The organism is Acinetobacter sp. A47 (assembly GCF_000805455.1).
Classification (GTDB): Bacteria; Pseudomonadota; Gammaproteobacteria; order Pseudomonadales; family Moraxellaceae; genus Acinetobacter.
Genome location: NZ_JSUS01000032.1, coordinates 115,274 through 140,156, shown reverse-complemented (window position 1 = coordinate 140,156; position 24,883 = coordinate 115,274). Strand labels below are relative to the sequence as shown.

23 protein-coding genes and 1 pseudogene are annotated in these 24,883 nt (G+C 41.5%); 13 read left to right on the top strand and 11 right to left on the bottom strand.

Annotated features, from left to right (window positions below):
• Positions 1–72 precede the first annotated feature (72 nt).
• Together OC23_RS07180 and OC23_RS07175 are read left to right on the top strand one after the other, a co-directional pair.
• Positions 73–2,544, top strand: a complete 2,472-nt coding sequence (locus tag OC23_RS07180; protein ID WP_038343849.1) for an LPS-assembly protein LptD — start codon at positions 73–75, stop codon at positions 2,542–2,544.
• Positions 2,544–3,860 carry a peptidylprolyl isomerase gene (locus tag OC23_RS07175; protein WP_038343847.1) on the top strand — a complete coding sequence of 439 codons (1,317 nt, stop codon included), beginning with the start codon at positions 2,544–2,546 and terminating at the stop codon, positions 3,858–3,860. Before OC23_RS07180 ends, OC23_RS07175 begins: the two co-directional genes overlap by 1 nt.
• A 110-nt stretch (positions 3,861–3,970) precedes the next feature.
• On the opposite strand, the gene fba is transcribed toward OC23_RS07175, so the two are convergent.
• The 3 genes from fba to OC23_RS07160 form a co-directional block, all read right to left on the bottom strand.
• The gene (gene fba, locus OC23_RS07170; protein WP_038343846.1) at positions 3,971–5,008 is read right to left on the bottom strand and encodes a class II fructose-bisphosphate aldolase; all 1,038 of its coding nucleotides are present in this window, start codon (positions 5,006–5,008) and stop codon (positions 3,971–3,973) included.
• A 209-nt stretch (positions 5,009–5,217) separates the two neighbouring features.
• Positions 5,218–6,369 (bottom strand): ATP-dependent RNA helicase RhlB, encoded by a 1,152-nt coding sequence (rhlB, locus tag OC23_RS07165; RefSeq protein ID WP_038343844.1) that lies wholly within the window; start codon positions 6,367–6,369, stop codon positions 5,218–5,220.
• A 101-nt stretch (positions 6,370–6,470) separates the two neighbouring features.
• The gene (locus OC23_RS07160; RefSeq protein ID WP_004911569.1) at positions 6,471–6,683 is read right to left on the bottom strand and encodes a cold-shock protein; all 213 of its coding nucleotides are present in this window, start codon (positions 6,681–6,683) and stop codon (positions 6,471–6,473) included.
• A gap of 357 nt (positions 6,684–7,040) precedes the next feature.
• On the opposite strand from OC23_RS07160, the gene OC23_RS07155 reads away from it, so the two are divergent.
• The 5 genes from OC23_RS07155 to OC23_RS07135 all read left to right on the top strand — a co-directional run bounded on the left by OC23_RS07155 (position 7,041) and on the right by OC23_RS07135 (position 9,770).
• On the top strand, positions 7,041–7,280 hold the full coding sequence (locus OC23_RS07155) for a sulfurtransferase TusA family protein (RefSeq protein ID WP_038344386.1): 240 nt from the start codon (positions 7,041–7,043) through the stop codon (positions 7,278–7,280).
• A gap of 131 nt (positions 7,281–7,411) precedes the next feature.
• Positions 7,412–8,281, top strand: coding sequence for an RNA polymerase sigma factor RpoH (gene rpoH, locus OC23_RS07150; RefSeq protein WP_038343841.1), 870 nt, complete (start codon positions 7,412–7,414; stop codon positions 8,279–8,281).
• 107 nt (positions 8,282–8,388) lie between these two features.
• Positions 8,389–8,754, top strand: coding sequence for a DUF423 domain-containing protein (locus OC23_RS07145; protein ID WP_038343840.1), 366 nt, complete (start codon positions 8,389–8,391; stop codon positions 8,752–8,754).
• Between the two features lie 9 nt (positions 8,755–8,763).
• Positions 8,764–8,961 carry a sulfur carrier protein ThiS gene (gene thiS, locus OC23_RS07140; protein WP_004639327.1) on the top strand — a complete coding sequence of 66 codons (198 nt, stop codon included), beginning with the start codon at positions 8,764–8,766 and terminating at the stop codon, positions 8,959–8,961.
• Positions 8,962–8,984: 23 nt separating this feature from the next.
• Complete coding sequence (locus OC23_RS07135) at positions 8,985–9,770, top strand: thiazole synthase (RefSeq protein ID WP_038343839.1); 786 nt, start codon at positions 8,985–8,987, stop codon at positions 9,768–9,770.
• Positions 9,771–9,833: 63 nt separating this feature from the next.
• Here the strand turns inward: OC23_RS07135 and OC23_RS07130 are convergent, their stop codons facing one another.
• The 8 genes and pseudogenes from OC23_RS07130 to OC23_RS07100 form a co-directional block, all read right to left on the bottom strand.
• Complete coding sequence (locus OC23_RS07130) at positions 9,834–10,526, bottom strand: hypothetical protein (RefSeq protein ID WP_038343837.1); 693 nt, start codon at positions 10,524–10,526, stop codon at positions 9,834–9,836.
• A 7-nt stretch (positions 10,527–10,533) separates the two neighbouring features.
• On the bottom strand, positions 10,534–11,160 hold the full coding sequence (locus OC23_RS07125; RefSeq protein ID WP_038343835.1) for a metal-dependent hydrolase: 627 nt from the start codon (positions 11,158–11,160) through the stop codon (positions 10,534–10,536).
• A 9-nt stretch (positions 11,161–11,169) separates the two neighbouring features.
• Positions 11,170–11,433, bottom strand: a pseudogene (locus tag OC23_RS18735) (hypothetical protein).
• A gap of 21 nt (positions 11,434–11,454) precedes the next feature.
• A complete protein-coding gene (gene yaaA, locus OC23_RS07120; RefSeq protein ID WP_038343833.1) occupies positions 11,455–12,237 on the bottom strand; it encodes a peroxide stress protein YaaA in 783 nt (260 codons plus the stop codon).
• A gap of 229 nt (positions 12,238–12,466) precedes the next feature.
• Complete coding sequence (locus tag OC23_RS07115) at positions 12,467–13,339, bottom strand: NAD(P)-dependent oxidoreductase (protein WP_038343832.1); 873 nt, start codon at positions 13,337–13,339, stop codon at positions 12,467–12,469.
• Positions 13,339–14,715: an MFS transporter gene (locus OC23_RS07110; RefSeq protein WP_038343831.1), complete on the bottom strand. Its 1,377-nt coding sequence runs from the start codon at positions 14,713–14,715 to the stop codon at positions 13,339–13,341. Before OC23_RS07110 ends, OC23_RS07115 begins: the two co-directional genes overlap by 1 nt.
• Before the next feature lie 33 nt (positions 14,716–14,748).
• Positions 14,749–15,720 carry a D-erythronate dehydrogenase gene (denD, locus tag OC23_RS07105; RefSeq protein WP_038343830.1) on the bottom strand — a complete coding sequence of 324 codons (972 nt, stop codon included), beginning with the start codon at positions 15,718–15,720 and terminating at the stop codon, positions 14,749–14,751.
• Positions 15,721–15,929: 209 nt separating this feature from the next.
• Positions 15,930–16,865: a LysR family transcriptional regulator gene (locus OC23_RS07100; RefSeq protein ID WP_038343829.1), complete on the bottom strand. Its 936-nt coding sequence runs from the start codon at positions 16,863–16,865 to the stop codon at positions 15,930–15,932.
• Positions 16,866–16,977: 112 nt separating this feature from the next.
• Here OC23_RS07100 and OC23_RS07095 point away from each other — a divergent pair, with 112 nt between their 5' ends.
• The 6 genes from OC23_RS07095 (at position 16,978) to OC23_RS07070 (ending at position 24,872) form a co-directional block, all read left to right on the top strand.
• On the top strand, positions 16,978–18,153 hold the full coding sequence (locus OC23_RS07095) for a fumarylacetoacetate hydrolase family protein (protein WP_038343828.1): 1,176 nt from the start codon (positions 16,978–16,980) through the stop codon (positions 18,151–18,153).
• 88 nt (positions 18,154–18,241) lie between these two features.
• A complete protein-coding gene (locus OC23_RS07090) occupies positions 18,242–20,029 on the top strand; it encodes an IlvD/Edd family dehydratase (protein ID WP_038343827.1) in 1,788 nt (595 codons plus the stop codon).
• Positions 20,030–20,045: 16 nt separating this feature from the next.
• The gene (locus OC23_RS07085) at positions 20,046–21,623 is read left to right on the top strand and encodes an aldehyde dehydrogenase (NADP(+)) (RefSeq protein ID WP_038343826.1); all 1,578 of its coding nucleotides are present in this window, start codon (positions 20,046–20,048) and stop codon (positions 21,621–21,623) included.
• A gap of 230 nt (positions 21,624–21,853) precedes the next feature.
• Positions 21,854–22,483, top strand: a complete 630-nt coding sequence (locus tag OC23_RS07080; protein ID WP_038343824.1) for an alpha/beta hydrolase — start codon at positions 21,854–21,856, stop codon at positions 22,481–22,483.
• Between the two features lie 95 nt (positions 22,484–22,578).
• Positions 22,579–23,649, top strand: coding sequence for a DUF2157 domain-containing protein (locus OC23_RS07075; RefSeq protein WP_038343822.1), 1,071 nt, complete (start codon positions 22,579–22,581; stop codon positions 23,647–23,649).
• Between the two features lie 161 nt (positions 23,650–23,810).
• Complete coding sequence (locus tag OC23_RS07070; RefSeq protein ID WP_038343821.1) at positions 23,811–24,872, top strand: hypothetical protein; 1,062 nt, start codon at positions 23,811–23,813, stop codon at positions 24,870–24,872.
• Positions 24,873–24,883: the final 11 nt, after the last annotated feature.

Below are 24,883 nucleotides of genomic sequence, written 5' to 3'. Positions count from 1 at the left end.
AGCCACTTATCAACTTTTTCTCTATGATGCGACAATAATTAATTGTGAATTAGCGTACTGGTTAATGAGACAATGAAACATCAGTTTAAATTTAATCCTTTAGCAACAGCTATTTTGACACTCTTGTGTGGCGGCTCGATTCAATCCGGTTTCGCGGCACCAGCTGATGCTGTCTCTACGCTTGACAATAAACAGCTTAAGGCTGCCATTCGAAATCAGGGACAGCAAGACCAAGAAAGTTATCCTGGGGAAAGCTTTTTCCAGCAATATTATGTAGACAAGTCTGCACCAGAAGCACAATTACGTGATAATCGTTATTTAAGCTCTTCTTTTTGCCAAGGGACCTGGGTCACTCCGATTAACCCTGAAACCAAAGCTGGCGATGCAAGTACGACCACTTCCGTGATTACTGCGGACTATGGACATTACAATCCTGCTGGCGATTCAGTATTACAGGGCAATGTGGTTATCGATCAGGAAGGTCGTACCATCCGTGCAGATCAGGTCACCATTGACTCGACCCAGACCCATGCCAACGCCAAAGGTCGGGTACAGCTTGCCCAGTCAGGGCTGCTCACACAAAGTGATGCGATTGACTATAATTTAAAAACCCAAACCGGCGATTTAAACAATAGTTTTTACATTTCCGAACAACAGCATGCGCATGGCCATGCCAGCCAGATTCAACGTGCCGATCAAAACCTGGTCATCTTGAAAGATGCCAGTTATACAGCCTGCCCGCCAGAACAGAAACCGGCATGGAAAATCCAGGCAAAACAGATTGAGTTAAATCAGGATACCGGTCGTGGCGTAACACGTAACACCAAACTTTATGTAAAAGATGTACCCGTCCTTGCGGTTCCGTATTTTAACTTTCCGATTGATGACCGTCGTACAACCGGTTTATTGAGTCCGAACTTTGGTTATAGTAATGATGGTGGTGCCCAGCTCGCGGCTCCAATCTATCTTAACCTTGCACCAAATTACGATCTTACGCTTACGCCAAGCTATATGAGTAAACGTGGTCCCAAGCTTGATGCCGATTTCCGCTATATGACGGAGAACTTCGGTTCTGGCCGTATTTGGGGTGGTTATATCGCTCAGGATAATCAATACGACAATGAAACTCGTGATGACCTGCACTTTATTCATAACTGGAAGATCAATAATCAATGGTCAACCAATCTGGAATATAATTACGCATCTGACAAAGATTATTTTTCAGATTTTAACCACAATCCCAACACCAGAACCGATCTAAATTTACGTCGTGCCTGGGAACTTAACTATGCCAATGGTATTCCCGGCCTTAAAGCCCAGTTAAAAGTCGAAGACTTCCAGACACTGGATAAAAGTCTTGACGATGCAGACAAGCCATATGCTCGACTGCCACAATTTTTATTAAATTATGTCACTGGCGATCCACAAGGCCTGCAATACGAATTTAACAATGATACGGCTTATTTTAAAAAATCCATTAAAGATGGTTCTGCACTAGAGTCAAGTGGTACCCGTATCTACAACCAGTTTGCAGTCCGATACAACTATCTGACGCCATCATGGTTCTATGTAGTTCCGGAAGTCTCTGTCCGTAGTATTAACACATTCTTCGATCAGGATTCAAAAGAAGGTCGTGGACTCTCTGCCTCTGATGATCTGGAAAAATCTGTAGTGGTACCTCAGTTCACACTTGCCACTGGACTGACCTTTGAAAAAGATGGCAAATATCTGCAAAGCATCTCACCTCGTGCTTTCTATGCTTATTCTCCTTATAAAAAACAGGATGATCACCCAAACTTTGATTCGACTTCTGCGTCAATCAATTATGATCAGCTGTTTAACCCCTACCGTTTCTATGGTCATGACCGCTTAGATGACAACAATTTCCTGTCTCTTGGCGTAACCTATAGCCTTTTAGATTCGGAAGGTCTGGAACGCATTAAAGCCAGTGTCGGTCAAAGCTATTATTTTAGTGATCGCCGTGTCAGCCTGAATGAAAAGCCAGACGAATTTGATACCCAAAACCGTACAGGTCCGATTGTTAGTTTATCTAGCCAGCTAAATCAGAACTTTACCATTAGCTCTAATGCAGCCTGGATGTCGAATGGGGATAATGCCCAGCGGGATTTTCAGGCTTATTACACAGGTGACAAGGGCAATCTTTACAACTTAGGCTATTTTTACCGTAAAGATATTCCTGACCGTCAAAACGCTTATGACCAAGTTGTTGCATCCTTTATACAACCTGTAAAAGACAATTGGCGTATTATGGGGCATGCTCAATATGACATCGACAACAAGGTCATGCGTGAATATTTACTTGGCGTGAACTATGAATCTTGTTGTTGGGCTGTATCAGTATATGGCCGTTCTTACTACAACGATCTGGATGATCCAAACACACCAGATGCCCGTAAAAAGAATGCAGTCATGGCTGAGTTTACGCTCAAAGGTCTTGGTGCTTTAAACAACAAGCTTGCTTCCCTTCTTGAAAGCAGAGTTTTGGGTTTCAACAAAATTAATCAATCTTGGACACAACGTTAATGAAGATAAAACCTTTTCAACATATCTTTAGAGCCACTGTTCTCGCTGCCCTAATTTCTTCATCAATGCAAAGCTTTGCCCAACCTACGGATGAGGTTGTAGCAATTGTGGATAATAGTGTCATTCTTAAAAGTGATTTAGAACAAGGGATTGCTGAAACAGAACATCAGTTAAAAGCGCAAAACAAACCTGTTCCACCTCAACAGTATTTACAGATGCAGGTGCTAGACCAGCTGATTGTGCGTCAGGCCCAGCTTGAACAAGTGAAGCGTTATGGCATTAAAGCCGATGAAAAAACCTTAAATGCTGCTGTACTAAAGGTTGCCAATCAATCCGGCGCCAACTCACTGGAAGCATTTCAACAAAAGCTAGATGCAATTGCACCCGGCACTTATGAAAACCTGCGTAACCGTGTTGCAGAAGACCTGGCGATTGGCCGCTTACGTCAACAACAAGTGATGTCACGGATTAAAATCAGTGACCATGATGTTGAAAATTTCCTGAAGTCTCCAGAAGGACAAGCCGCTCTCGGCACACAAGTTCATGTCATTCATATGCGTATTTCTGGCGACAACACCAGCGACGTACAAAAAGTTGCCCAGCAGGTTAAACAATCACTTTCGACTAGTGATGACCCGAAAGCCATTAGCACCAAGTTTTCAAATAGTGCTGTAAAGGTAGATGGACTGGATATGGGCTTCCGTTCACTGTCTGAAATCCCAACCGAACTTGCAGCACGCATTACCCCTTTACAGGTCGGCCAGACGACAGAACTCATTAGTGTTCGCGATGGCATACATGTATTAAAACTGCTTGAACGCAAGCAAAATGATCAAAAGGCACTGGTTCCACAGTATCTGACCCGACATATCCTGATTCAACCCTCTGAAGTTGTGAGTCTGGATCGTGCCAAGCAAATGATTGATAGCCTTTACAATCGTGCTAAAGCGGGAGATGATTTTGCTACTTTGGCGGCCACTTATTCAAATGATACGGGATCTGCCCGTGATGGCGGTAGCCTAGGCTGGGTTAGCCCGGGTGTCATGGTGCCTGAATTTGAAAAAGTAATGAAAGAAACACCAGTCGGCCAAATTAGCAAACCGTTCCAGAGTCAGTTTGGCTGGCATATCCTGCAAGTAACCGATACACGTCAGCAAGATATGACCAAAGAAGTTCAGGAACGTATGGCACGTCAAATTTTGGGCGAACGTCAGTTTGATACAGAAGTAGACAGCTGGATGCGTGAGCTTCGTGCCAACGCCTATGTTGAAATCAAAGATGCCAACCTGGATTCGAAGGCCCAGCAAAAGAAATAAGTTAGGCTTCAATCAAAATGCCAGTTATATACTGGCATTTTTTATTCCACCAACGCGGTAGAATAAAAAATAGCGGCAATTGCCGCTATTTTTTTATCATTACAAGTGGATTACTTATAACGATCTACCATTTTCTCTAAAGAAATTGGACGAATCTTGTCTGCATGGCCTGCGGTACCAAATGCTTCGTAACGCGCAACACAGATTTCTTTCATTGCTTCAATCGTTTCACCAAAGAATTTACGTGGGTCAAATTCACTTGGTTTTTCAGCCATCATACGACGCATTGCACCTGTTGAAGCCAAACGTAAGTCGGTATCAATATTAATTTTACGCACACCATGCTTGATTGCTTCAACCAGTTGATCTACAGGCACACCATAGGTTTCTTTAATGTCACCGCCATACTGGTTAATCACAGCCAACCATTCTTGTGGTACAGAGCTTGAGCCATGCATTACAAGATGCGTATTTGGTAAAGCTGCATGGATTTCCTTGATGCGGTCAATCGCCAGGATATCGCCTGTTGGTGGACGGGTAAACTTGTATGCGCCATGCGAAGTACCCACAGCAATTGCCAGAGCATCGACATTGGTATCTGCAACAAATTGAGTTGCTTCTTCAACAGAAGTTAACAGTTGAGAATGATCAAGTACGCCTTCAGCGCCGACACCGTCTTCTTCACCAGCCATACCGGTTTCAAGGCTACCCAGGCAACCGATCTCACCTTCAACTGAAACGCCGCAAGCATGCGCCATCGCTACTACGCGACGAGTAACATCAACGTTATAATCATAAGTTGTTGGTGTTTTGCCATCTGCACCCAATGAACCATCCATCATCACCGAGCTAAAGCCCAACTGGATAGAGCGTTGGCAAACATCCGGACTAGTACCATGATCTTGGTGCATAACCACTGGAATATGTGGCCACTCTTCAATCGCAGCTAAAATAAGATGACGTAAGAAAGGTGCACCTGCATATTTACGCGCACCAGCAGAAGCTTGCACGATTACAGGTGAATTTGTTGCATCCGCAGCGAGCATGATTGCACGCATTTGTTCTAAGTTGTTTACGTTAAACGCTGGTACGCCGTAGTTATATTCTGCAGCGTGATCCAAGAGCTGGCGCATTGAGATTAGAGCCATAATATCCTCCCAGGTAATGCGCCATATTCTACATGTTGATTTATTTCAATTCAGCAACTAATCACCGGAATTCTAAAAAAATCTTTAATCTTTTGTGTAATTTGCGTAGCAAATCTTAGCAAATAAACAAAAAAGCCAAATCATCGGAAGATTTGGCTTTTTTTAAAGGAGAACCCCTTCACACTATCAGTTAAAACCCAGCATAAAACTTAGCAATAACCCTCAAGGCGTGTGAGCGGTAATTTTTTACCGATCGCTTTTTCAATTTCAGGTAAATAAAAAGCATCATCTTCCGACAGGAAGCTAATACTTACCCCCTGCGCACCGGCACGGCCAGTACGACCAATACGGTGTACATAATCATCAGACTGTTCAGGCAAGGTAAAGTTGATTACATGAGAGACACCATCAACATGGATCCCGCGCCCCGCCACATCCGTGGCAATCATAATATTATGTTTGCCCTGCTTGAACTGCTCAAGCATTTTCAGACGCTTATCCTGCGCAATTTCACCCGATAACATACCTACCTTATACCCATCACGTTTTAAGTGATCATATAAGCGACGCACCTGATCCCGACGATTGGCAAAGATCATCACCTTATCGATCGGCTCTTCACGCAAGATCTCTTGCAATAACTTGTATTTATCCTGTTTGGCAACGACATAGACCCGCTGCTCGACATCATTATTGGTTTTTTGTTCCGGTTCGATCTCAACCGTAACAGGCTCAAATAACCATTGACGTGCAAGGTTAAGGACATCATAGCTGAATGTTGCAGAGAACATTAAGGTCTGACGTTGCTCCTTAAACGGAGAATAACGAACAATACGTTTTACCGAAGGAATAAAGCCCATATCCAGCAAACGGTCAGCTTCATCGATCACCAGAAATTCAATCCGGTCTAACCAGACTTCTTTTTGCTCGACAAAATCAATCAAACGGCCTGGTGTTGCCACAATAATATCGACAAAATTGCGATCCAGCATCTTCTTTTGCTTTTCAAAATCAACCCCACCCAATAAAGTGACAAGATGCAGATTTGAAAATTTGGTTAATGCCTGCGCATCGCTTTCGATCTGTAACGCCAGCTCACGTGTCGGCGCAAGTATCAATGCACGTGGCTCACCACGGAAACGCTGCTCTTGAATCGGATTATTGAGTAGATCATTGATCACGCTAATCAGAAAGGCAGCGGTCTTACCGGTACCTGTTTGTGCTCGACCAATGGCATCATGCCCTGCCAATGTATATTTTAAAACCTTTTGCTGAATCGGGGTCATTTTTGTAAAACCCAAAGCATCAATCGCTTTCTTCAACTGCGGATGTAAATTTAAGGTTTCAAAACCGGACGTCATATATGCTCTCGAACCATCAATGACCAAAGGAAAGTGGTTATTATAAACAAAAACGCCCCAAATTACATTGGAGCGTTTCTATATTGCGTTAAGGCAACAAATTAGTCTAAAGGCTGAACGTTTTCAGCCTGGAAACCTTTTTGTCCTTGAACGACACTGAATTCTACACGTTGGCCGTCACGTAAAGAACGGTGGCCTTCACCAACAATAGCGCGGAAATGAACAAATACGTCATCACCACCATTACGTTGAATAAAACCAAAGCCTTTAGTGTCGTTAAACCACTTTACTACGCCTTGTTCACGAGCTGTCATAAGTCAATCCTCAGATTTTGAAAGATAAGGACCTTCCGGTGTTGCAAACAGCAGAGCCAACAAGGTTTTAAAATTTTTTATAATTTTAAAGCTTGTAATCATTCTGTAAAACTATCAACAATTTCCGGTTACATCCATTTGTTATAGGGTTTATTACATTAATATTGTATTAAACTCTTCCTAAAACGCATCGAGCTTATCACGGGTTTATGACAATTAATAGGATTATTTTTAGTTATTTCCATCTGTTCTATCTGTTTTTTTCAATAATTTAGCTGTTTTTTTAATGAAATTTTTATCATAAAAATTACGCAAAAATTTGTTAAGATAATTCTGAATGATGTGATTTAGATGAATATGACAGATAAAGTGAATCCCCCTGAGATCATTGATGCATTAGGTCAGCCCTGTCCGATGCCCTTGCTGATGCTGAAACGAGCCCTGAAAAAAAACTCAGGTTCAAAACAGTATTTACTGAAATCATCAGACCCGCACAGTGAAATTGATGTAACACGATATTGCCAAATCCAGCAACTTCAATGCCAGCCACAAAAAATTTCAGAGCATGAATTTCACTATTTAATTGAATCTATGTAATTCTTTGCTAAACTCTTGGTAAAGATAAAATAGTTTACTTTACATTTCTATACTCAAATTTCCTTAGTGATGAAGAACATTCGCATTAAGATGAAATTGTTGACTCAAATACCATCCTATAAGGAGACTCCATGACTACTGACAGCAGCAATCAATTGATGCCCCTGTCATTGTCTGCGCCAGGTGTAAACCTTGGTGCATATATCAGTACTGTCAATCAAATTCCAATTTTAACGGCCGAGCAGGAAAAAGAACTTGCTGAGCGTTATTATTATGATCAAGATCTTGATGCGGCCAAACTATTGGTCATGTCGCATTTACGCTTTGTCGTACATATTGCACGTAGCTATGCCGGCTATGGGTTGCCACAAGGCGACCTGATTCAGGAAGGCAACCTGGGGTTGATGAAAGCGGTTAAACGCTTCGATCCGAATATGGGGGTTCGCCTGGTTTCCTTTGCCGTGCACTGGATTAAAGCTGAAATTCATGAATATGTGATTCGTAACTGGCGGATTGTCAAAATTGCGACCACCAAGGCACAACGTAAATTATTCTTCAATTTACGCAGTCTTAAAAAATCTAGCAAACGTTTGACGCTGGAAGAAGCACAATCTATTGCCAATGACCTGAATGTAACACCAGAGCAAGTACTGGAAATGGAAGGTCGTCTCACTGCCTATGATGCTGCCTTCGAAGCACAAGGTGACGACGATGACGATACTCCCCATACTGCACCAGCACTTTATCTGGAAGATAACCGTTACGATCCTGCCCGTTTGATTGAAGAAGAAGATTACGAAGAACAAAGCACCTCTGCCTTACATGAGGCAATGGATCAGCTCGATGACCGTTCACGTAATATTCTGCAACGTCGCTGGTTAGATGATGACAAATCTACCTTGCATGAGTTAGCAGCCGAATATAACGTTTCTGCTGAACGTATTCGCCAGCTTGAAAAAAATGCAATGGAAAAGATCAAGACCGCCATGTCTGCGAGTTAAAATCACACCAAACACAAGGGCTTTCATGCCCTTTTGTTTTATCTGGCTTTGTTTAAGCCCTCGAATATGTTAACTTTGTTTATCAAATTTTTAGTTCCATTGTCATTATGTGGATAGCAATCTCGGCGCTTAATCTTGCGCTTGCCGTCATGTTAGGTGCCTTTGGTGCCCATGGACTCAAATCTTTTGCAACGCCTGAGCAACTGGCCTGGTGGGGCACCGCAACCCAGTATTTTTTCTATCATGCAATCGGGTTATTGGTTTTAGCTGTACTGCATAAAACCACACCGACCTTTCCTATAAAAATTCCTTTTATCCTGATTCAAACCGGCATCATCTTTTTCTGTGCTTCGTTGTATATTATGGCGCTTGGTCTACCTAGAATTTTAGGTGCAATCACCCCGATTGGTGGTGCGTTCATGATTGCTGGCTGGCTATGGCTTGCATGGCAGGCAATCAAGCATGCGAAATAAGGATTTATCATGCATATCTATCTAAACGGCGAGTCAACAGACACGTCTTGTGAAAATCTGCAGCAATTGATTCAAAGTCTGGCGCTTGAAGGCAAACGCTTTGCTGTGGAGAAGAACCAACAGATTATTCCGAAAAGCAGACTTGAGCAGACCTTAATTGCTCCTGAAGATCGTATTGAAATTATTCAAGCTGTTGGTGGCGGCTAATTGGCTAAAAATGGAGTAAGCCCATGCAAGATTCCCCTTTAATTATCGGTTCCCGTACTTTTCAGTCGCGCCTTCTGGTCGGGACAGGTAAATACAAAGATTTAAATGAAACCGATTTAGCCATTCAAGCAAGTGGTGCCGAGATTGTTACTGTTGCGATTCGTCGTGTAAATATCGGCCAACATGCCGATCAACCAAATCTGCTTTCAGTGATTCCTCCAGAGAAATACACCATTCTACCAAATACGGCAGGTTGCTTTGATGCAGATAGTGCAGTTCGTACCTGTATGTTGGCTCGCGAGCTGCTTGATGGTCACAATCTGGTAAAGCTGGAAGTACTCGGTGATGAAAAAACCTTGTACCCGAATGTAACTGCAACGCTTAAAGCTGCGCAAACCTTGATTGATGATGGTTTTGAAATCATGGTCTATACCTCGGATGACCCGATTGTTGCGCAAGAACTTGAAAGTATGGGTTGTGTTGCAATCATGCCTTTGGGCAGTTTGATTGGTTCTGGCCTTGGTATTTTGAATCCACATACCATTTCCATCATCAAAGAAAACGCTAAAGTTCCTGTGCTGGTGGATGCTGGTGTGGGTACTGCCAGTGATGCTGCGATTGCAATGGAACTCGGCTGTGACGGCGTACTGATGAACACGGCGATTGCTGCGGCTCAAAATCCAATTTTGATGGCTTCTGCCATGAAAAAAGCCGTTGAAGCAGGTCGTGAAGCGTTTTTAGCGGGTCGTATGCCGCGTAAGCGTATGGCCAATGCCAGCTCGCCTGAAACGGGCTATTTCTTTAAGTAAGAAAAGAAAGATAAAAGGGAGCTACAAGCTCCCTTTTTTAATCTGCAACACACTCATTTCTTTCTAGTATTTTAATGCTATCTGTAATGAACTTTTTATATCATTCACAATATATTTTGGTGCAAGTATAAACAACAGCATTTCAGCCCAATACGGCTCACTCTTGGCATACACTTCCATCGATAATTTTTTCATTAACTGGCAATAATCATGATAAGCAATGCGATGATTTTTATAGTTCACAGGACCATCAAACAGATTAAAAATCGTATTAAGTTCATATTGAGTTATATCAGCATTCCTTCCGATCGGCTGAGGATAAAATTCCTTTAATGTTGAATATTTAAATAACAACCAGTTTAAAGAATAAATGACTCTGGAATCATAAACAGCATAAGCCTGATGATCCATAAATGATGCGACTTTCGATAAAGAAGAAATCACTGAAAAAGTAGCTCTTGTTAAGCTACCTTTTGTAAGCTCACTTTCAAATTTAAGCAATAACAGGTCATTTTTAGGATTTTGCTTAAAAGAGCGAATACCGCCCCACTCTTGAATCAACCAGTACCGACCAGCTAAATCATCTGAATTCAATAAAGAATTGAAATTATGTTTTAAATAAATATTTTGCTCAAATATGGAGGCAAGATGCACAGGGATTGGTAATGGATTACTTTCTGGCAATTCCCATATAAAATATTTTTCTAACGGATGCTGTTTCGCTAGCTCTTTCAATGTTTGAATTAGCTGGTCCATGATTCACTCAATGCTTAATATCTAGTATTCGCTTTAAATTGCTTTTGGCGCATTGCTCAAAATTCTGTTGAAAATATTCGGTTTGATACAGTGATTCTGTCTGATAAAAATGCGCGAGAATTTCTTTTCTCTTAATCGCATAAACATCTGGATCTACCCAAGCATATTCTTGTTGAATCTGCTGTTCATATTCCGCAAAACGCGCTGGTGAAGCCGCTAGAATCGCCAAATCGATATCCAGTAAAAACTGCAAATCCGGCTCATCAGTTGCTTTATGCTTTTGCGTCGCAATAATCCAGCGCTTGATCTTTTCAACCACTTCTAAGGGTAAGTCCTGAGCCAGAGACAACTCAAATAATTCAGCACTTTTAAGCTCATTGTCTTTTGCTTGCGGATCATAAACCACATCATGAAACCACATTGCTAACTCAACCGCATAGGCATCTTTTAAATCAGATCGGATCGAATCAAGTAAAACCAGACATTCATACACGTGCTGAAGCGTATGATAAGCCCGCTGCTTTTCACTATAGGCAGCAATCAACTTGTTAAAGATTTTCTGCGGTTCAGAAAAATGATAGTGCTGATGCAGTTCACACCATAATTTTTCTAGTCGCGTTAAATACTGCTGCATTGCTCATCTTCACCGGATTTCTTTATTGAGCCACTTTGCCAGACATTCCGCATCTTTACGATCCAGAAAGAGCTGATACAAGGTACAGGAACCAAACTCATGTTTCAGTTCCTGTTGACGGACAGGATGATTGCCAAACCTGAATCTTCAAGTACCATCCGTATCTAAAGGCAATGCATACACCCCATAACTCCGAGGTTCGGTCAATTGCCCTTTGATACAGACCTGATCAGACGATATTGCATGTTTTAATAAATGTTGTTTGGTTAACATCCCACCCTGCCCAAGGCAAACTTACGCTGCGTGCTGTTCATCTCGTTTAAAGACCAGTTCTTTATCTGATGAACTTTCAGCATCAAAGTAATAACCTTCACTATCAAATGCTTTTAATTGTTCTACTTGGCTTAATTTATTTTCAATCAAGTATCTTGCCATCAGACCACGCGCTTTTTTCGCATAGAAACTAATGACTTTATATTTACCATTTTTCTGATCCAAGAATACAGGCTTGATGATTTCTGCCTGAATTTTCTTTTCATTTACAGATTTATAATATTCGTCTGAAGCCAGATTGACCAATACTTTCGCGTCAATTTCAGCTAAATCCCGGTTAATTTGATCGGTGATAATATTGCCCCAAAATTCATATAGATTATGACCACGGCTATTTTTTAGTTTAGTTCCCATTTCCAAACGGTACGGCATCATCAAATCCAATGGACGCAATAATCCATAAAGACCAGACAACATACGCAGATGTTGTTGAGCAAAATCAATATCCTGATCGTTTAAGTGATAAGCATCTAAACCGGTATATACATCACCTTTAAATGCAAACAAGGCTTGACGTGCATTGGAAAAATCAAAATCTGCATTCCAGTCGCGGAAACGTTCTACATTCAAGTTGGCGATTTTCTCGCTCACGGTCATTAACGATGCGATTTCACTCGCAGAAAGCTTGCGACATACCTCAATCAACTGTTGGGATTGTTCTAATAAACGTGGCTGAGTATGTGCATCTGTAGGTAAAGCCGTTGTGTAATCAAGTGTTTTCGCTGGAGAAATTAAAGCAAGCATATTCAATCAAAAAATAAATTTAACTTGGTGAAACTATAACAGTTGATAATTTTTAATGCCAATTCGTGTTTTCATTTTTCATGATCGGTAAAATAGTGGATTCTTCCATTATCCATTGCGTATCTTATGTCTGAGCAATTATTCATCTAGAAGCTTAGAGCTTAAATTGGCGTATTGATTCATATTATTGTCTATACGGTTATCCAATACGCCAATTTGTCTGCATTATTTATAGATCGTTGATCCTTTCCAGTTCACGAATTAGACCAGAATGATCAAGTTCACTGTCTCCTGCAGCAATCATGTTTTTAAATAAAAGACAAACCTGCTCGGCAACAGGTAAGTTTAATGCAAGTGATTTGGCATAGCGAACAGCGGTATCAATATCTTTATGCTGGTTATGTGCAGTCCCTCCCGGGGTAAAATTCCGAGTTAACATACGCTCGCCATGCTGCTGCAAAATCGGAGAATCTGCAAAACCGCCTGTTAATGCCTGTTTGAGTTTTACCGGGTCTGCTCCTGCTTTGCTAGCAAGCAATAAGCCCTCACTTATGGTTGCAATAGTGGAGGCAACTATCATTTGATTGACCAATTTTGCCAGCATTCCACATCCGGCCTCTCCGATCAGAACCGGTCTACCTATGGCAGATAGAATATGTTCAGCCTGAACAAAAGTTTCAGTATCGCCACCTACCATAATAGCAAGACTCGCATTTTGAGCACCTTTCTCTCCCCCGGAAACAGGTGCATCCAAATATCTGAAGCCTCTTTCTTGACACTTTTCACTTTGTATTTTTGCAACTTCAACCGGTATTGAGCTCATCACAATGACAGTACATCCCGGTTTTAACTGCGAGATTGCACCATGTTGCTTAAACAGGATTTCATCACAGGTTTTTCCATCACTGAGCATACAAATCAGAAACTCTATATCTTTTCCGACTTGTTCAAGTTCACTACAAACATGCGCACCAGCCTGCTTTAAACCCTCTACTTTAGATAAAGTCCTGTTCCAGACCTTAACTTGATGGCCAGCTTTTAATAAATTCATAGCCATTGGCATTCCCATAATGCCAGTTCCAACAAAACCAATCCGGGCCATTATTTCATCTCCGTAGCAGTTCGCACTTTAAGTCGCTGTTGTTCTACTTTTAGGCTATCTGACTTTAACTTTGCCAGGAAAAGCAATCCCAGGCCTCCCATGGCGATAAACCCGGCAATGGCAAGGAACGCTACCGTATAGGTTCCGGTAGTTGTATATAAATAGCCAGTTAAATACGGACCGGTAAAACCGCTTAAATTACCGACCGAGTTAATCAAGCCAATACCGGCTGCGGCTCCCACCCCTGTTAAAGTTTGCCCAGGAATAGTCCAGAAAATGTTAATCGCGCTAAATACACCAATTGCGAGAAGGATAAAGCCCACAATAATTGCCCACGGTTGATTTACAAGCAGTGCAACCGCAATGGCTAACGCCGCCATAAGTGCAGCACAAGCACCGTGTTTATAACGCTCTTGTTTACGGTCAGAACGGCGGCTCCATAAAACCATACCAACCGCCGCAAATGCATATGGAATAGCGGTGAGTAAGCCATTTTGAATCAAGCTAATTTGCATACCAAAGGTGTTACGGAATGACTCTAAAACACTTGGTAAGAAGAAGAACATCGCATTTGAACCAGACGTAATTCCAAAATAGACAATTGCCATAATCCACACTAAAGGATTTTTAAACACCTGTTTAATCAGAGTACCTTTTGTTAAAGCAGCATCGGCAGATTGTTCTTTGTCTTTTTCTTCACGCTCTAACGTATTGATCAGCCATTGACGCTGCCCAGCCGTTAGCCAATGCGCTTCTTCTGGACGATTGGTTAAATATTTTAGGCAGATTAAACCTAAAATTACGGAAGGAATCCCTTCTAAAACATACATCAAACGCCAGCCTTCATAGCCAATAGTATTGCCCCATTGCATAAGACCGACCGAAATTGGTGCTCCAATGATTTGCGCAATGGGTAATCCTAAATAGAAGGTCGCGAAAACACGGGCACGATATTTTGCAGGAAACCATAAAGTTAAGTAAAAGATCACTCCGGGGAAAAAACCTGCTTCTGCAATTCCCAACAAAAATCGTAAAATAATAAATTGGGTACCATTATGGATAAACCCCATAAGCGCAGCAATGATGCCCCACGTAATCATGATACGGGCAATCCAGATTCGGGCTCCAAACCGATGCAGCAGGATATTACTCGGCACCTCGGCCATGAAATAACCTAGAAAAAAAACACCGGCTCCAAATCCAAAAACAGTCTGTGTAATTCCTATCGCATCATTCATGTGTAATGCAGCAAAACCGATATTGGTTCTATCTAAAAAGGCAATAATGAATAAAATAATCAGAAACGGGATAATCCGGTTTGAAACGCGCTTAATCGTCTGCTCTTCAAGAGCAGTTATCTTCTTGATATCTTCCATAATAATTCTCACATCAACTGGCGATCACTGCCATTAATTTTGTGTGTCTTCTATGTGTGCCTGAATGATGCTTTCAAAACTCTCATCAGCCTGAAAGCCTAAAGATTCGGCATATTCGGCTTTCACTTGAACTGGCCAGCTTTGAACAATTCTTTGAATCGTTTTATCTTCTTGCCATTGCACTAAATCAGTTGCCTGTTTGCCTGCAACATTTTCAAGCGCCTCAAGCATGTGTTTAACCGTGACGGTCAATCCTGGTAGAGGAATAATCCGCTTATCCTGAAGTGCATTTGAAGAAATGGTCGCGGCCTTGATCATTGACTCAACGCAGCGTCGCGGTGAAGTAATAAAAACAGGAGTATCTGGCGGTACCGGACAGACAGCCGTTTCACCTTTTAACGGCTCGCGGATGATCGAACTAAAAAATGTAGATGCGGCTTTATTGGGCTTACCCGGACGGATTACAATCGTTGGTAGTCTTAAAATACGGCCATCAATAAAGCCTTTACGTGAATAATCCGAAACAAGTAATTCTCCTACGGCTTTTTGCATGCCATAAGACGATTTTGGCGTAACCACAGTATCATCCGTCACAACTTCCGGTAATTGTCCTCCAAATACGGCGCAGCCACTGGCAAAAATGACACGAGGCACGGTTTGTTTTTTTCTTAATTCTTCTAATAAATTTAAAAGACCATAAAGGTTTACATCCATTCCCAAATCAAAATCGGCCTCTGCTGCCGAACTCACCACGGCGGCTAAGTGCCAGACAATATCTATCTTTTCTGTAATTTTGGCTACAGTCGCCTTGTCAGTAATATCACCAATTACCACTTCAATTCTTGGGTCTTGCGGTAAATCATCACCAGCAAATGCATCGAACAAAATAATCTTAGTGATAGGCTCAGGCTGCTTATCATCTAAACTCAACTCTCCTGTTTTAAAAATTTCTTTGGCAATCTGTTTTCCAATAAAACCTGTTCCACCAGTGATGAGCACATTCATATCGGGATCCTTTCCTGTTTTTATTCACTTAAAAAATTTTTAATCATCATGAATAAAACGATAAGGAGTCCTTTCAATAATTTCCAATGAATAATTTCTAAATATCGATAACTTTTTAATATCAGTAACAAGTTCACAGAATGACGCAAGTCAATGTATTTTCTTGTTTTCCGAAAGCATCATGTCATCCAGCTCTTGAGGAATATTTCCTATCGGGCTCTTGCATTTTTCAATAATATTTCAATAAATGCCGCTGCCATATCCGATACCTGCTCATTCTTGCGTGTCAGCACCCCATAGTCCTGAGCATCCAGAATCAGGTCTGTTTCTAAAATTTTCAAATGTCCCTCTTTCACCTGATCCATTACCATCGCTTCAGGTAACATCCCCACCATTGGTGCACCTTTTAAAATCTGTAAAAAGGTCTGCATCGACATGGTGTTTACTGTATTTAAAGGTATTTTGACTTGTGCACGGGCAAATGCACTTTCCATACGCTCCCGGATCGGGGTGCCTTTGGGATAAAGCAACCAGGGCCAGTTTAATAGCTCAGCCAGAGTACAAAATTTTTTCCCGGCACATGGATGGTGTTTATTTACCACGATACAAAAAGGTTCTGGACCTAGAGGCTGAAAATCAAAGAACTGGCTTTGCGCAATATCGGTAAAACGCCCAACGGCCAGATCTAAAGTATGCTCACTTAACATTTCCATTAAATGATCACTGGTCTGCTCCACAACATCAATCGACAATAAGGGCCATCTTTGCTTAATTTCAATAATTGAATGAGGAATGACGACAGCCGTCGCAGCAAATATCCCGCCCACTTTTAAGAACCCATGCCCGCCTAAACGCAAAATTTCAATATCTTCAACAAAATGTTTAGCATCATTCAAAACACGTTGCGCATAACGGATGACATGTTGTCCCAAAGTCGTTACAGGCATATTGCGTGGCAACCGCTCAAAGACCTGAAAGCCAAGTAACTCCTCGATTTCCTTTAGCATTTTACTCACTGCTGGCTGACTTAAATTCATTTGCTCGGCAGCGACATGCATGTTATTGGTTCGAGCTAACGTCTCTAATAACACCAAATGCTTGAATTTGAGCCAATTATTTAAGCTTGTATAAGTTAAATCTGCCATTTTTTTAAATCCTTTTCCGATAACTAGTAGTTATCAATAATTAAATTATTACGATTGGAGTTTATTAAATTAGAAACATATCATGATTTCAAATAAAAGAAGGAAGCTTTAAATGAATCTGATCTTAAATTCCCAAAACTCATTACCAGAAGATGCAACTCAGGGATGTCTCATTGGCCGTGCATGGGTTCCGGGACAGATTTCGGGACCTTCACCCATTGTTTTAAGAGGCCATCAGGTTTTTGATATTTCACATAAATTCAACACGGTTTCTGCGTTACTGGAGAGTTCAGATCCTTTTCAAGCCCTATCAGAAATTGAGGGAAGACTGATCGGCTCAATTGATGAACTATTTGCCAATACTGTCAACGAGCCAGATACAAACAAGGCCTATTTTTTGGCTCCCATTGATTTACAGGTGATCAAAGCAGCTGGTGTCACCTTTGCCGCCAGCATGCTAGAACGTGTGATTGAAGAACAAGCCGGTGGAGATGCCCAAAAAGCTCAATCGATTCGTGAAGTTGTACAAGGCGTAATCGGTGATAATTTAAAAACAATCGAACCCGGTTCTGAAAAGGCACTACAACTCAAAGAATATTTAATTGAACAAAAAATGTGGTCTCAATATCTTGAGGTCGGTATTGGTACAGACGCCGAGATTTTTACCAAAGCCCCTGTGCTAGCAGCCGTAGGTACGGGACAAAATATTGGTATTCATCCAAAGTCTGAGTGGAATAACCCAGAACCGGAAGTCGTATTAGTTGCCAATAGCCAAGGTAAGATTTTAGGTGCGACTTTAGGTAACGATGTGAATTTACGGGACTTTGAAGGTCGTAGCGCCCTGCTGTTGAGCAAAGCGAAAGATAACAACGCATCTTGTGCCATTGGCCCGTTTATTCGTCTTTTTGACCATACTTTTACATTAAATGATATTCGTGCTTGCGATGTTGAGCTGCAAATTCAAGGCACCGATAACTTTGTGTTAAATGGGGTGAGTTCAATGTCGCAAATTAGCCGAGATCCTGAAGATTTAATCCAGCAAACCCTCAACGAAAACCATCAATATCCAGACGGTTTTGTTTTGTTCCTGGGTACTTTATTTGCTCCCACACAAGACCGAGAACAGGCTGGGGCTGGCTTTACCCATAAAGTCGGAGATGTTGTCCGTATTTATTCCCCAAAGCTTGGCACTTTATATAACACGGTCATGACCAGTGACAAAGCAATGCCTTGGAATTTTGGCATACATGCTTTGATGTGTAATTTAAAGCAACGTGAATTACTCTAATTTTCACGTATTATCATTCAGTTGAATGGAAAAGCTCATCTCTCATGAAGCAACAAGATTTCAAAAAATATAAGGGAAAGGATCAAATATGAATGATCAAAATAAACGGATTTTTTTACGTAGCCAAGAATGGTTTGATGATCCTGAACATGCCGACATGACCGCTTTATATGTCGAGCGCTACATGAATTATGGTCTGACCCGCACCGAATTACAGTCAGGTCGCCCGATTATTGGAATTGCACAAACCGGTAGTGATCTGACCCCATGTAACCGTCACCATAAAGAACTTGCTGAACGCGTTAAAGCAGGAATTCGGGACGCAGGCGGTATTCCGATGGAATTCCCCGTCCACCCGATTGCAGAACAAACCCGTCGTCCAACTGCTGCACTGGATCGTAATCTGGCCTATTTAGGTTTGGTTGAAATCTTGCATGGGTATCCGCTTGATGGAGTGGTACTGACCACTGGCTGTGACAAAACTACCCCTGCCTGTTTAATGGCAGCAGCCACAACAGATATACCGGCAATTGTGTTGTCTGGTGGGCCAATGCTAGATGGTCATTTTAAAGGTGAGTTAATTGGTTCCGGCACTGTGCTTTGGCATGCAAGAAACTTACTTGCCACTGGTGAAATTGACTATGAAGGTTTTATGGAAATGACCACTTCTGCTTCACCTTCGGTCGGGCATTGCAACACCATGGGCACTGCACTTTCCATGAATGCTTTGGCAGAAGCGTTGGGTATGTCTTTACCAACATGTGCCAGTATTCCGGCACCGTATCGCGAACGTGGGCAAATGGCCTATATGACCGGCAAAAGAATATGTGAAATGGTTTTAGAAGATTTACGCCCTTCTAAAATTATGACCAGACAATCTTTTGAAAATGCAATTGCAGTAGCTTCAGCTTTAGGTGCATCGAGTAACTGTCCTCCTCACCTCATTGCAATTGCCCGTCATATGGGGATTGAGCTGAGTTTAGAAGACTGGCAACGTGTGGGAGAAAACATTCCGCTGATTGTGAACTGTATGCCGGCGGGTAAATATCTGGGTGAAGGTTTCCACCGTGCGGGTGGTGTTCCTGCCGTTTTACACGAATTACAAAAAGCTGGTGTATTACACGAAGATTGTGCATCGGTTAGTGGTAAAACCATTGGGGAAATTGCCAAAAATGCAAAAACCTCAAATGCAGATGTCATTTTCCCTTATGAACAACCTCTTAAACACGGTGCCGGTTTCATTGTGCTCAGTGGCAACTTCTTTGACAGCGCCATTATGAAAATGTCTGTCGTGGGCGAAGCATTTAAAAAAACCTATTTATCAGATCCAAACAATGAAAATAGCTTCGAAGCACGCGCAATCGTTTTTGAAGGCCCCGAAGACTATCATGCACGTATCAATGACCCTGCCTTAAATATTGATGAACATTGTATTTTGGTTATTCGTGGCGCAGGTACGGTGGGTTATCCGGGTAGTGCTGAAGTCGTCAATATGGCTCCTCCAGCGAAATTGATTAAAAAAGGGATTGATTCACTGCCTTGCTTAGGAGATGGTCGCCAAAGCGGAACTTCTGCCAGCCCGTCTATTCTCAATATGTCACCCGAAGCGGCGGTAGGCGGCGGAATAGCCTTACTTAAAACCAATGACCGTTTACGTATTGATTTAAATCAACGTTCTGTCAATGTGCTCATTTCTGACGAAGAGTTAGAACAACGCCGCCGTGAATGGAAACCGACGGTATCTCCATCTCAAACACCTTGGCAAGAAATGTATCGCAACATGGTAGGTCAATTATCGACTGGTGGTTGTTTGGAACCCGCAACTTTATATATGCGAGTCGTAAACCAAGACAACCTTCCAAGACACTCTCATTAATTTCAGGATATTTGTTATGACCATTATCGGACACAACTTTATTGGCGGTTCACGCAGCGCCCAAGGTACAACCTTATTAAAGAGCATTCATGCGACCACTGGCGAAACTTTGCCTTATGAGTTTCACCATGCAACCGAGCAAGAGATCAATCAGGCCTGTGAGGCAGCCAGTCAGGCCTTTAAGACTTACCGCCATACATCTCCTGAACAGCGTGCCGTTTTTTTAGAAAATATTGCTGATGAACTCGATGCTTTGGGTACAGATTTTCTTGAGATTATCTCACAGGAAACCGCTTTGCCACTTGCACGCTTACAAGGTGAACGTGCTCGTACCAGTGGACAAATGCGTTTGTTTGCTAAAGTATTGCGCCGTGGTGACTTTTTAGGTGCCCGTATTGATACTGCTTTACCTGAGCGCCAGCCTTTACCTCGCCCAGACCTGCGTCAGATTAAAATCGGCGTTGGCCCTGTGGCAGTCTTTGGGGCAAGTAACTTTCCACTCGCCTTTTCAACTGCGGGTGGTGACACAGCTTCGGCACTGGCAGCAGGTTGCTCTGTAGTGGTGAAAGCCCATAGCGGGCATATGGCGACAGCAGATTTTGTAGCTCAGGCAATTGAGCGTGCCGTAGAAAAATCAAATATGCCTAAAGGTGTATTTAACATGATCTATGGTAATGGCGTGGGCGAGCCTTTAGTGAAGCATCCTTTCATTCAGGCTGTGGGTTTTACTGGTTCATTGCGTGGTGGACGAGCCTTATGTGATATGGCGGCAGCCCGTCCACAACCGATTCCAGTATTTGCTGAGATGAGCAGTATTAACCCGATGTTGATGTTGCCTGAAGCCTTAAAAAACCGTGGTGAAAAAATTGCACAGGACTTGGCTGATTCAGTGGTTTTGGGCTGTGGTCAGTTCTGTACCAATCCGGGTTTAATTTTAGGTATCAAATCAGCTGAATTTAGTCAGCTCATTAGCAATCTGACTGAAATTATGGGGGCTAAGCCTGCACAGACTATGCTGAATGCTGGCACCCTAAAAAGTTATACCGCTGGTCTTGAGCACTTAACCCAGCATCAAGGCATTGAACACTTGGCAGGTCAAACTCAACAAGGCAATCAGGCTCAGCCGCAACTGTTTAAAGCTGATGTTAAATTATTGCTGGCAGGTGACCAGCTTTTACAAGAAGAAATCTTTGGGCCAACCACCGTCATTATTGAAGTTGAAGATAAAGCCCAACTTATTCAGGCGCTACAAAGCATGAATGGACAACTGACTACGACTTTAATTGCCGATGAAGCAGATTTATCCGAGTTTGCAGATGTAGTACCCGTGCTAGAGGAAAAGGCCGGTCGATTACTCATAAATGGCTACCCAACAGGTGTTGAAGTATGTGATGCGATGGTACACGGCGGGCCATACCCAGCCACTTCAGATGCACGAGGTACTTCAGTTGGAAGCTTGGCCATTGACCGTTACTTACGTCCAGTGTGTTACCAGAACTATCCGCAAAGCTTATTACCGGAAGCATTAAAAGACAGTAATCCTTTACAGATTTTAAGACTGGTGAATGGTGAGATGACCCGGGGAAAAATCTAGAGCATTGTAAATATAATCATCATAAGCAACGTCAGAATCGGGAAGTTTGATTTCAGCGATCAAACTACTCTACATCATTTTCATTATATGAGTAACGGCATCTATTGTATGGCATCCAGATCTGATCAGAATAAATATCCAATTTGTGTCTGAAGTTCGGATAAACACGATGCTTTCATTCTTCATTATCGGTAAAATAGTGGATTCTTCCATTATCTATTGCGTATCTTATGTCTGAGCAATTATTCATCCAGGGTCCTGTTGGTCAAATTGAAATGTTTGTCGATCAACCTCAAGGTGAAGTCACAGGTTTTGCTGTGGTCTGCCATCCACATCCCTTGCAAGGTGGAACACCAAATCATAAAGTCCCTGTACTGCTGGCTCAGATTTTTAATGAAATGGGCTGTGTCGTGTATCGCCCGAGCTTCCGAGGTCTGGCTGGCAGTGAAGGCACCCATGATCAGGGACACGGCGAAACAGATGACATTATGGCTGTAATTGAATATGCACGTGCAAAACATGCCGGGTTAACCTTCTATGCAGGTGGTTTCAGCTTTGGTTCGCATGTACTGGCAAAATGCCAGGCCCGACTCAGCGAAGAATTACGTCCGAAGCAACTGGTACTGTGCGGCTTGCCTACAGGTTCGGTCGTCGATTTACGTCATTACAAGACTCCAGCAATTGATGGCGATATCCTGTTTGTTCATGGCGAGCAAGATGATATTACCCTGCTTTCAGATATGATTGCGTGGGCAAAACCACAAAAGCATCCGATTACGATCTTGCCGGGCGCCAATCATTTCTTTACCGGGTATCTAAAACAATTGCGTCAGGTTATTACCCGCTTTTTAAAACTGTAGACTTAACAACAAATTACTAAGAAAAATATACGCCTGTTGACTCCAATGTCTGTTATATCAGTAGAGATGTGCAGACATTTGGGGGTTCTTTAATAATGAAATTCAATAAAAAACAGGGGCTTTTTTTAAAGCAAACCATTGAACAATGGCAACAACAAGGCACGATTACCCCCGATGAGGCCAACAAGTTAAAGCAGAGTTTTTCGATTCGTCCGTTTGACTGGGAACGAATGGCAAAATACTCATTCTGGATTGCAATGATTTGTGCCGTGATTGCCATCGCTGCAATGACTGCCGATCAGTTCTTGATGGCGCTAATTGAAAAAATCTTTATCGATTCCAAGATTATCCCATGTCTGATTTTTGCTGTGGTGGCGGCCGGCTTTTATGGCTTTGCCTATCGTCGACGTAGAACCAAACCCCAGCATCAATTTAGCAATGAAGCGATTATTTTCGCAGGCGTGCTGTCTACCGCAGCCTCCGTCGCCTATTTCGGACAAGCAATTGATACAGGCAGTGGTCATTTTTCTTTGTTATTTCTGCTCTCCACTCTTATTTATGCAGCACTTGCGTTCTGGTTCCCCTCAAAACTGATCTGGGTGTTCTCGCTGCTTGCACTCGGCTCATGGTTTGGGACAGAAACTGGCTATATGTCAGGTTGGGGTGCCTATTACCTCGGTATGAACTTCCCGTTACGCTTTGTCTTTTTTGGCGGTGCCTTGATTGGCTTAAGCCTGCTGTTTAAACGCTATGCATATTTTAGAGACTTCGCCCATCCAACTTATGTCATGGGACTGCTTTATTTGTTTATTGCCTTATGGATTCTCTCGATCTTTGGCAATTATGGTGACTTGGATAGCTGGTATAGCGTTAAACAATATGAGCTGTTGCATTGGGGAGTGCTATTTGGCTTTATTGCCATCATCGCGATTGTTTATGGTTTAAAACATGATGATGCCACCTCACGCGGTTTTGGGATCACTTTCCTATTTATTAACCTCTACACCAAGTACTTTGAGTTTTTCTGGAATGGCATGCACAAAGCCATTTTCTTTATCTTGCTCGCTGCATCTTTCTGGTGGATTGGCCGTCATGCTGAAAAACTCTGGAACTTGGAGTTTCTAGCCAGCCAATCCAGAATCAAGAAAGACCATCCAGTTGAATAATTATTGAAAATCGCCCCAACTCAAACAAAACCGGGCCAAATACTTTTTGACCCGGTCGCTGTCATTGGTGGTGTTACGTTGCTGGCGTGAAGCAGTAAAAACCTCTTTTATTAAATTTAACTTCTACTAGAATATTTAATTTTCGTTTAATGAGACATAACATGAATACAAAATTAAATGAGTTCTTTTTTAAAGATCCATTTAAAACATTGTGGATTTTCACTTTATCTTTTGGCTTTATTATTCTTATATTCTTCTTTACGAGAATTGAATTTTTACCAAAATTTGACCTACAATCTACTTTCAGTGTATTTATCACGGTTACTTTATTTAGTATTTCCACTATTATAATTCTAACATTTATGAACATTCTTCCATCTTTAACATGGTATGAAATATTCATGAATAATAAGAATACATTAAAATTTTTAAAAGAAGACAAAGAAGACAAAGAAGACAAAGAAGACAAAGAAGATATTAGTCTAAAAAAAATCACACTGTTATTTGGAGTTCCAATTATTTTATCAATAGTTTCTATCACAAATATAATTTATAAAGATAAATTCAGTTTATTCTACTTAATAATTCCTTTTTCAATATATTTATTAATGTTATATTTTTTAAATAAAACCATAAAAAGAGAAGATATAAAAGCAAATAGCTTTCTTATTTTAACTCAATGGACAGCTGCCAACATAACCTCTTCATTTTGTATAATTTTCCCTATTTACTTCCTTCTTCTGACAGGCTCTCAAAGTAAAGATTCCAATACTGTGGTAGGAGTTATAATATTTATTCTTCTCATTCTACTTTTATTATTGACTAACATTATAAATATTACCATCTCAAATAAAAAAGATCCATTTAAAAGACTTCTCTTATCCATGCTATTTGGTGCTATCGTATTACTTTATACTTTGATTAGTTTTCAGAAGCTAGATATTATTTTCAAAAAAGCTTTAGAAGTATATAAAATAGGTAACTTTGAAGTAAGTAGTATAGTGCTAACAAAGGAGGGCTGCGACATTTTCAAGGCTTATAAAATTAATACAACTCCCATAAATGATAAATGCCTTGCAGGCGAAGGAAAAATTATTTCTAAAGTAGGTACAGAAACTTACCTAGAATTTAATCACAAGAAATTCCCAATTTCCTCTGAAAATATATTATCTTGGGTTCCTAAATCCATAATAAAAGAGAAAAACGAATCAACAAATAATTGATAATACAAATA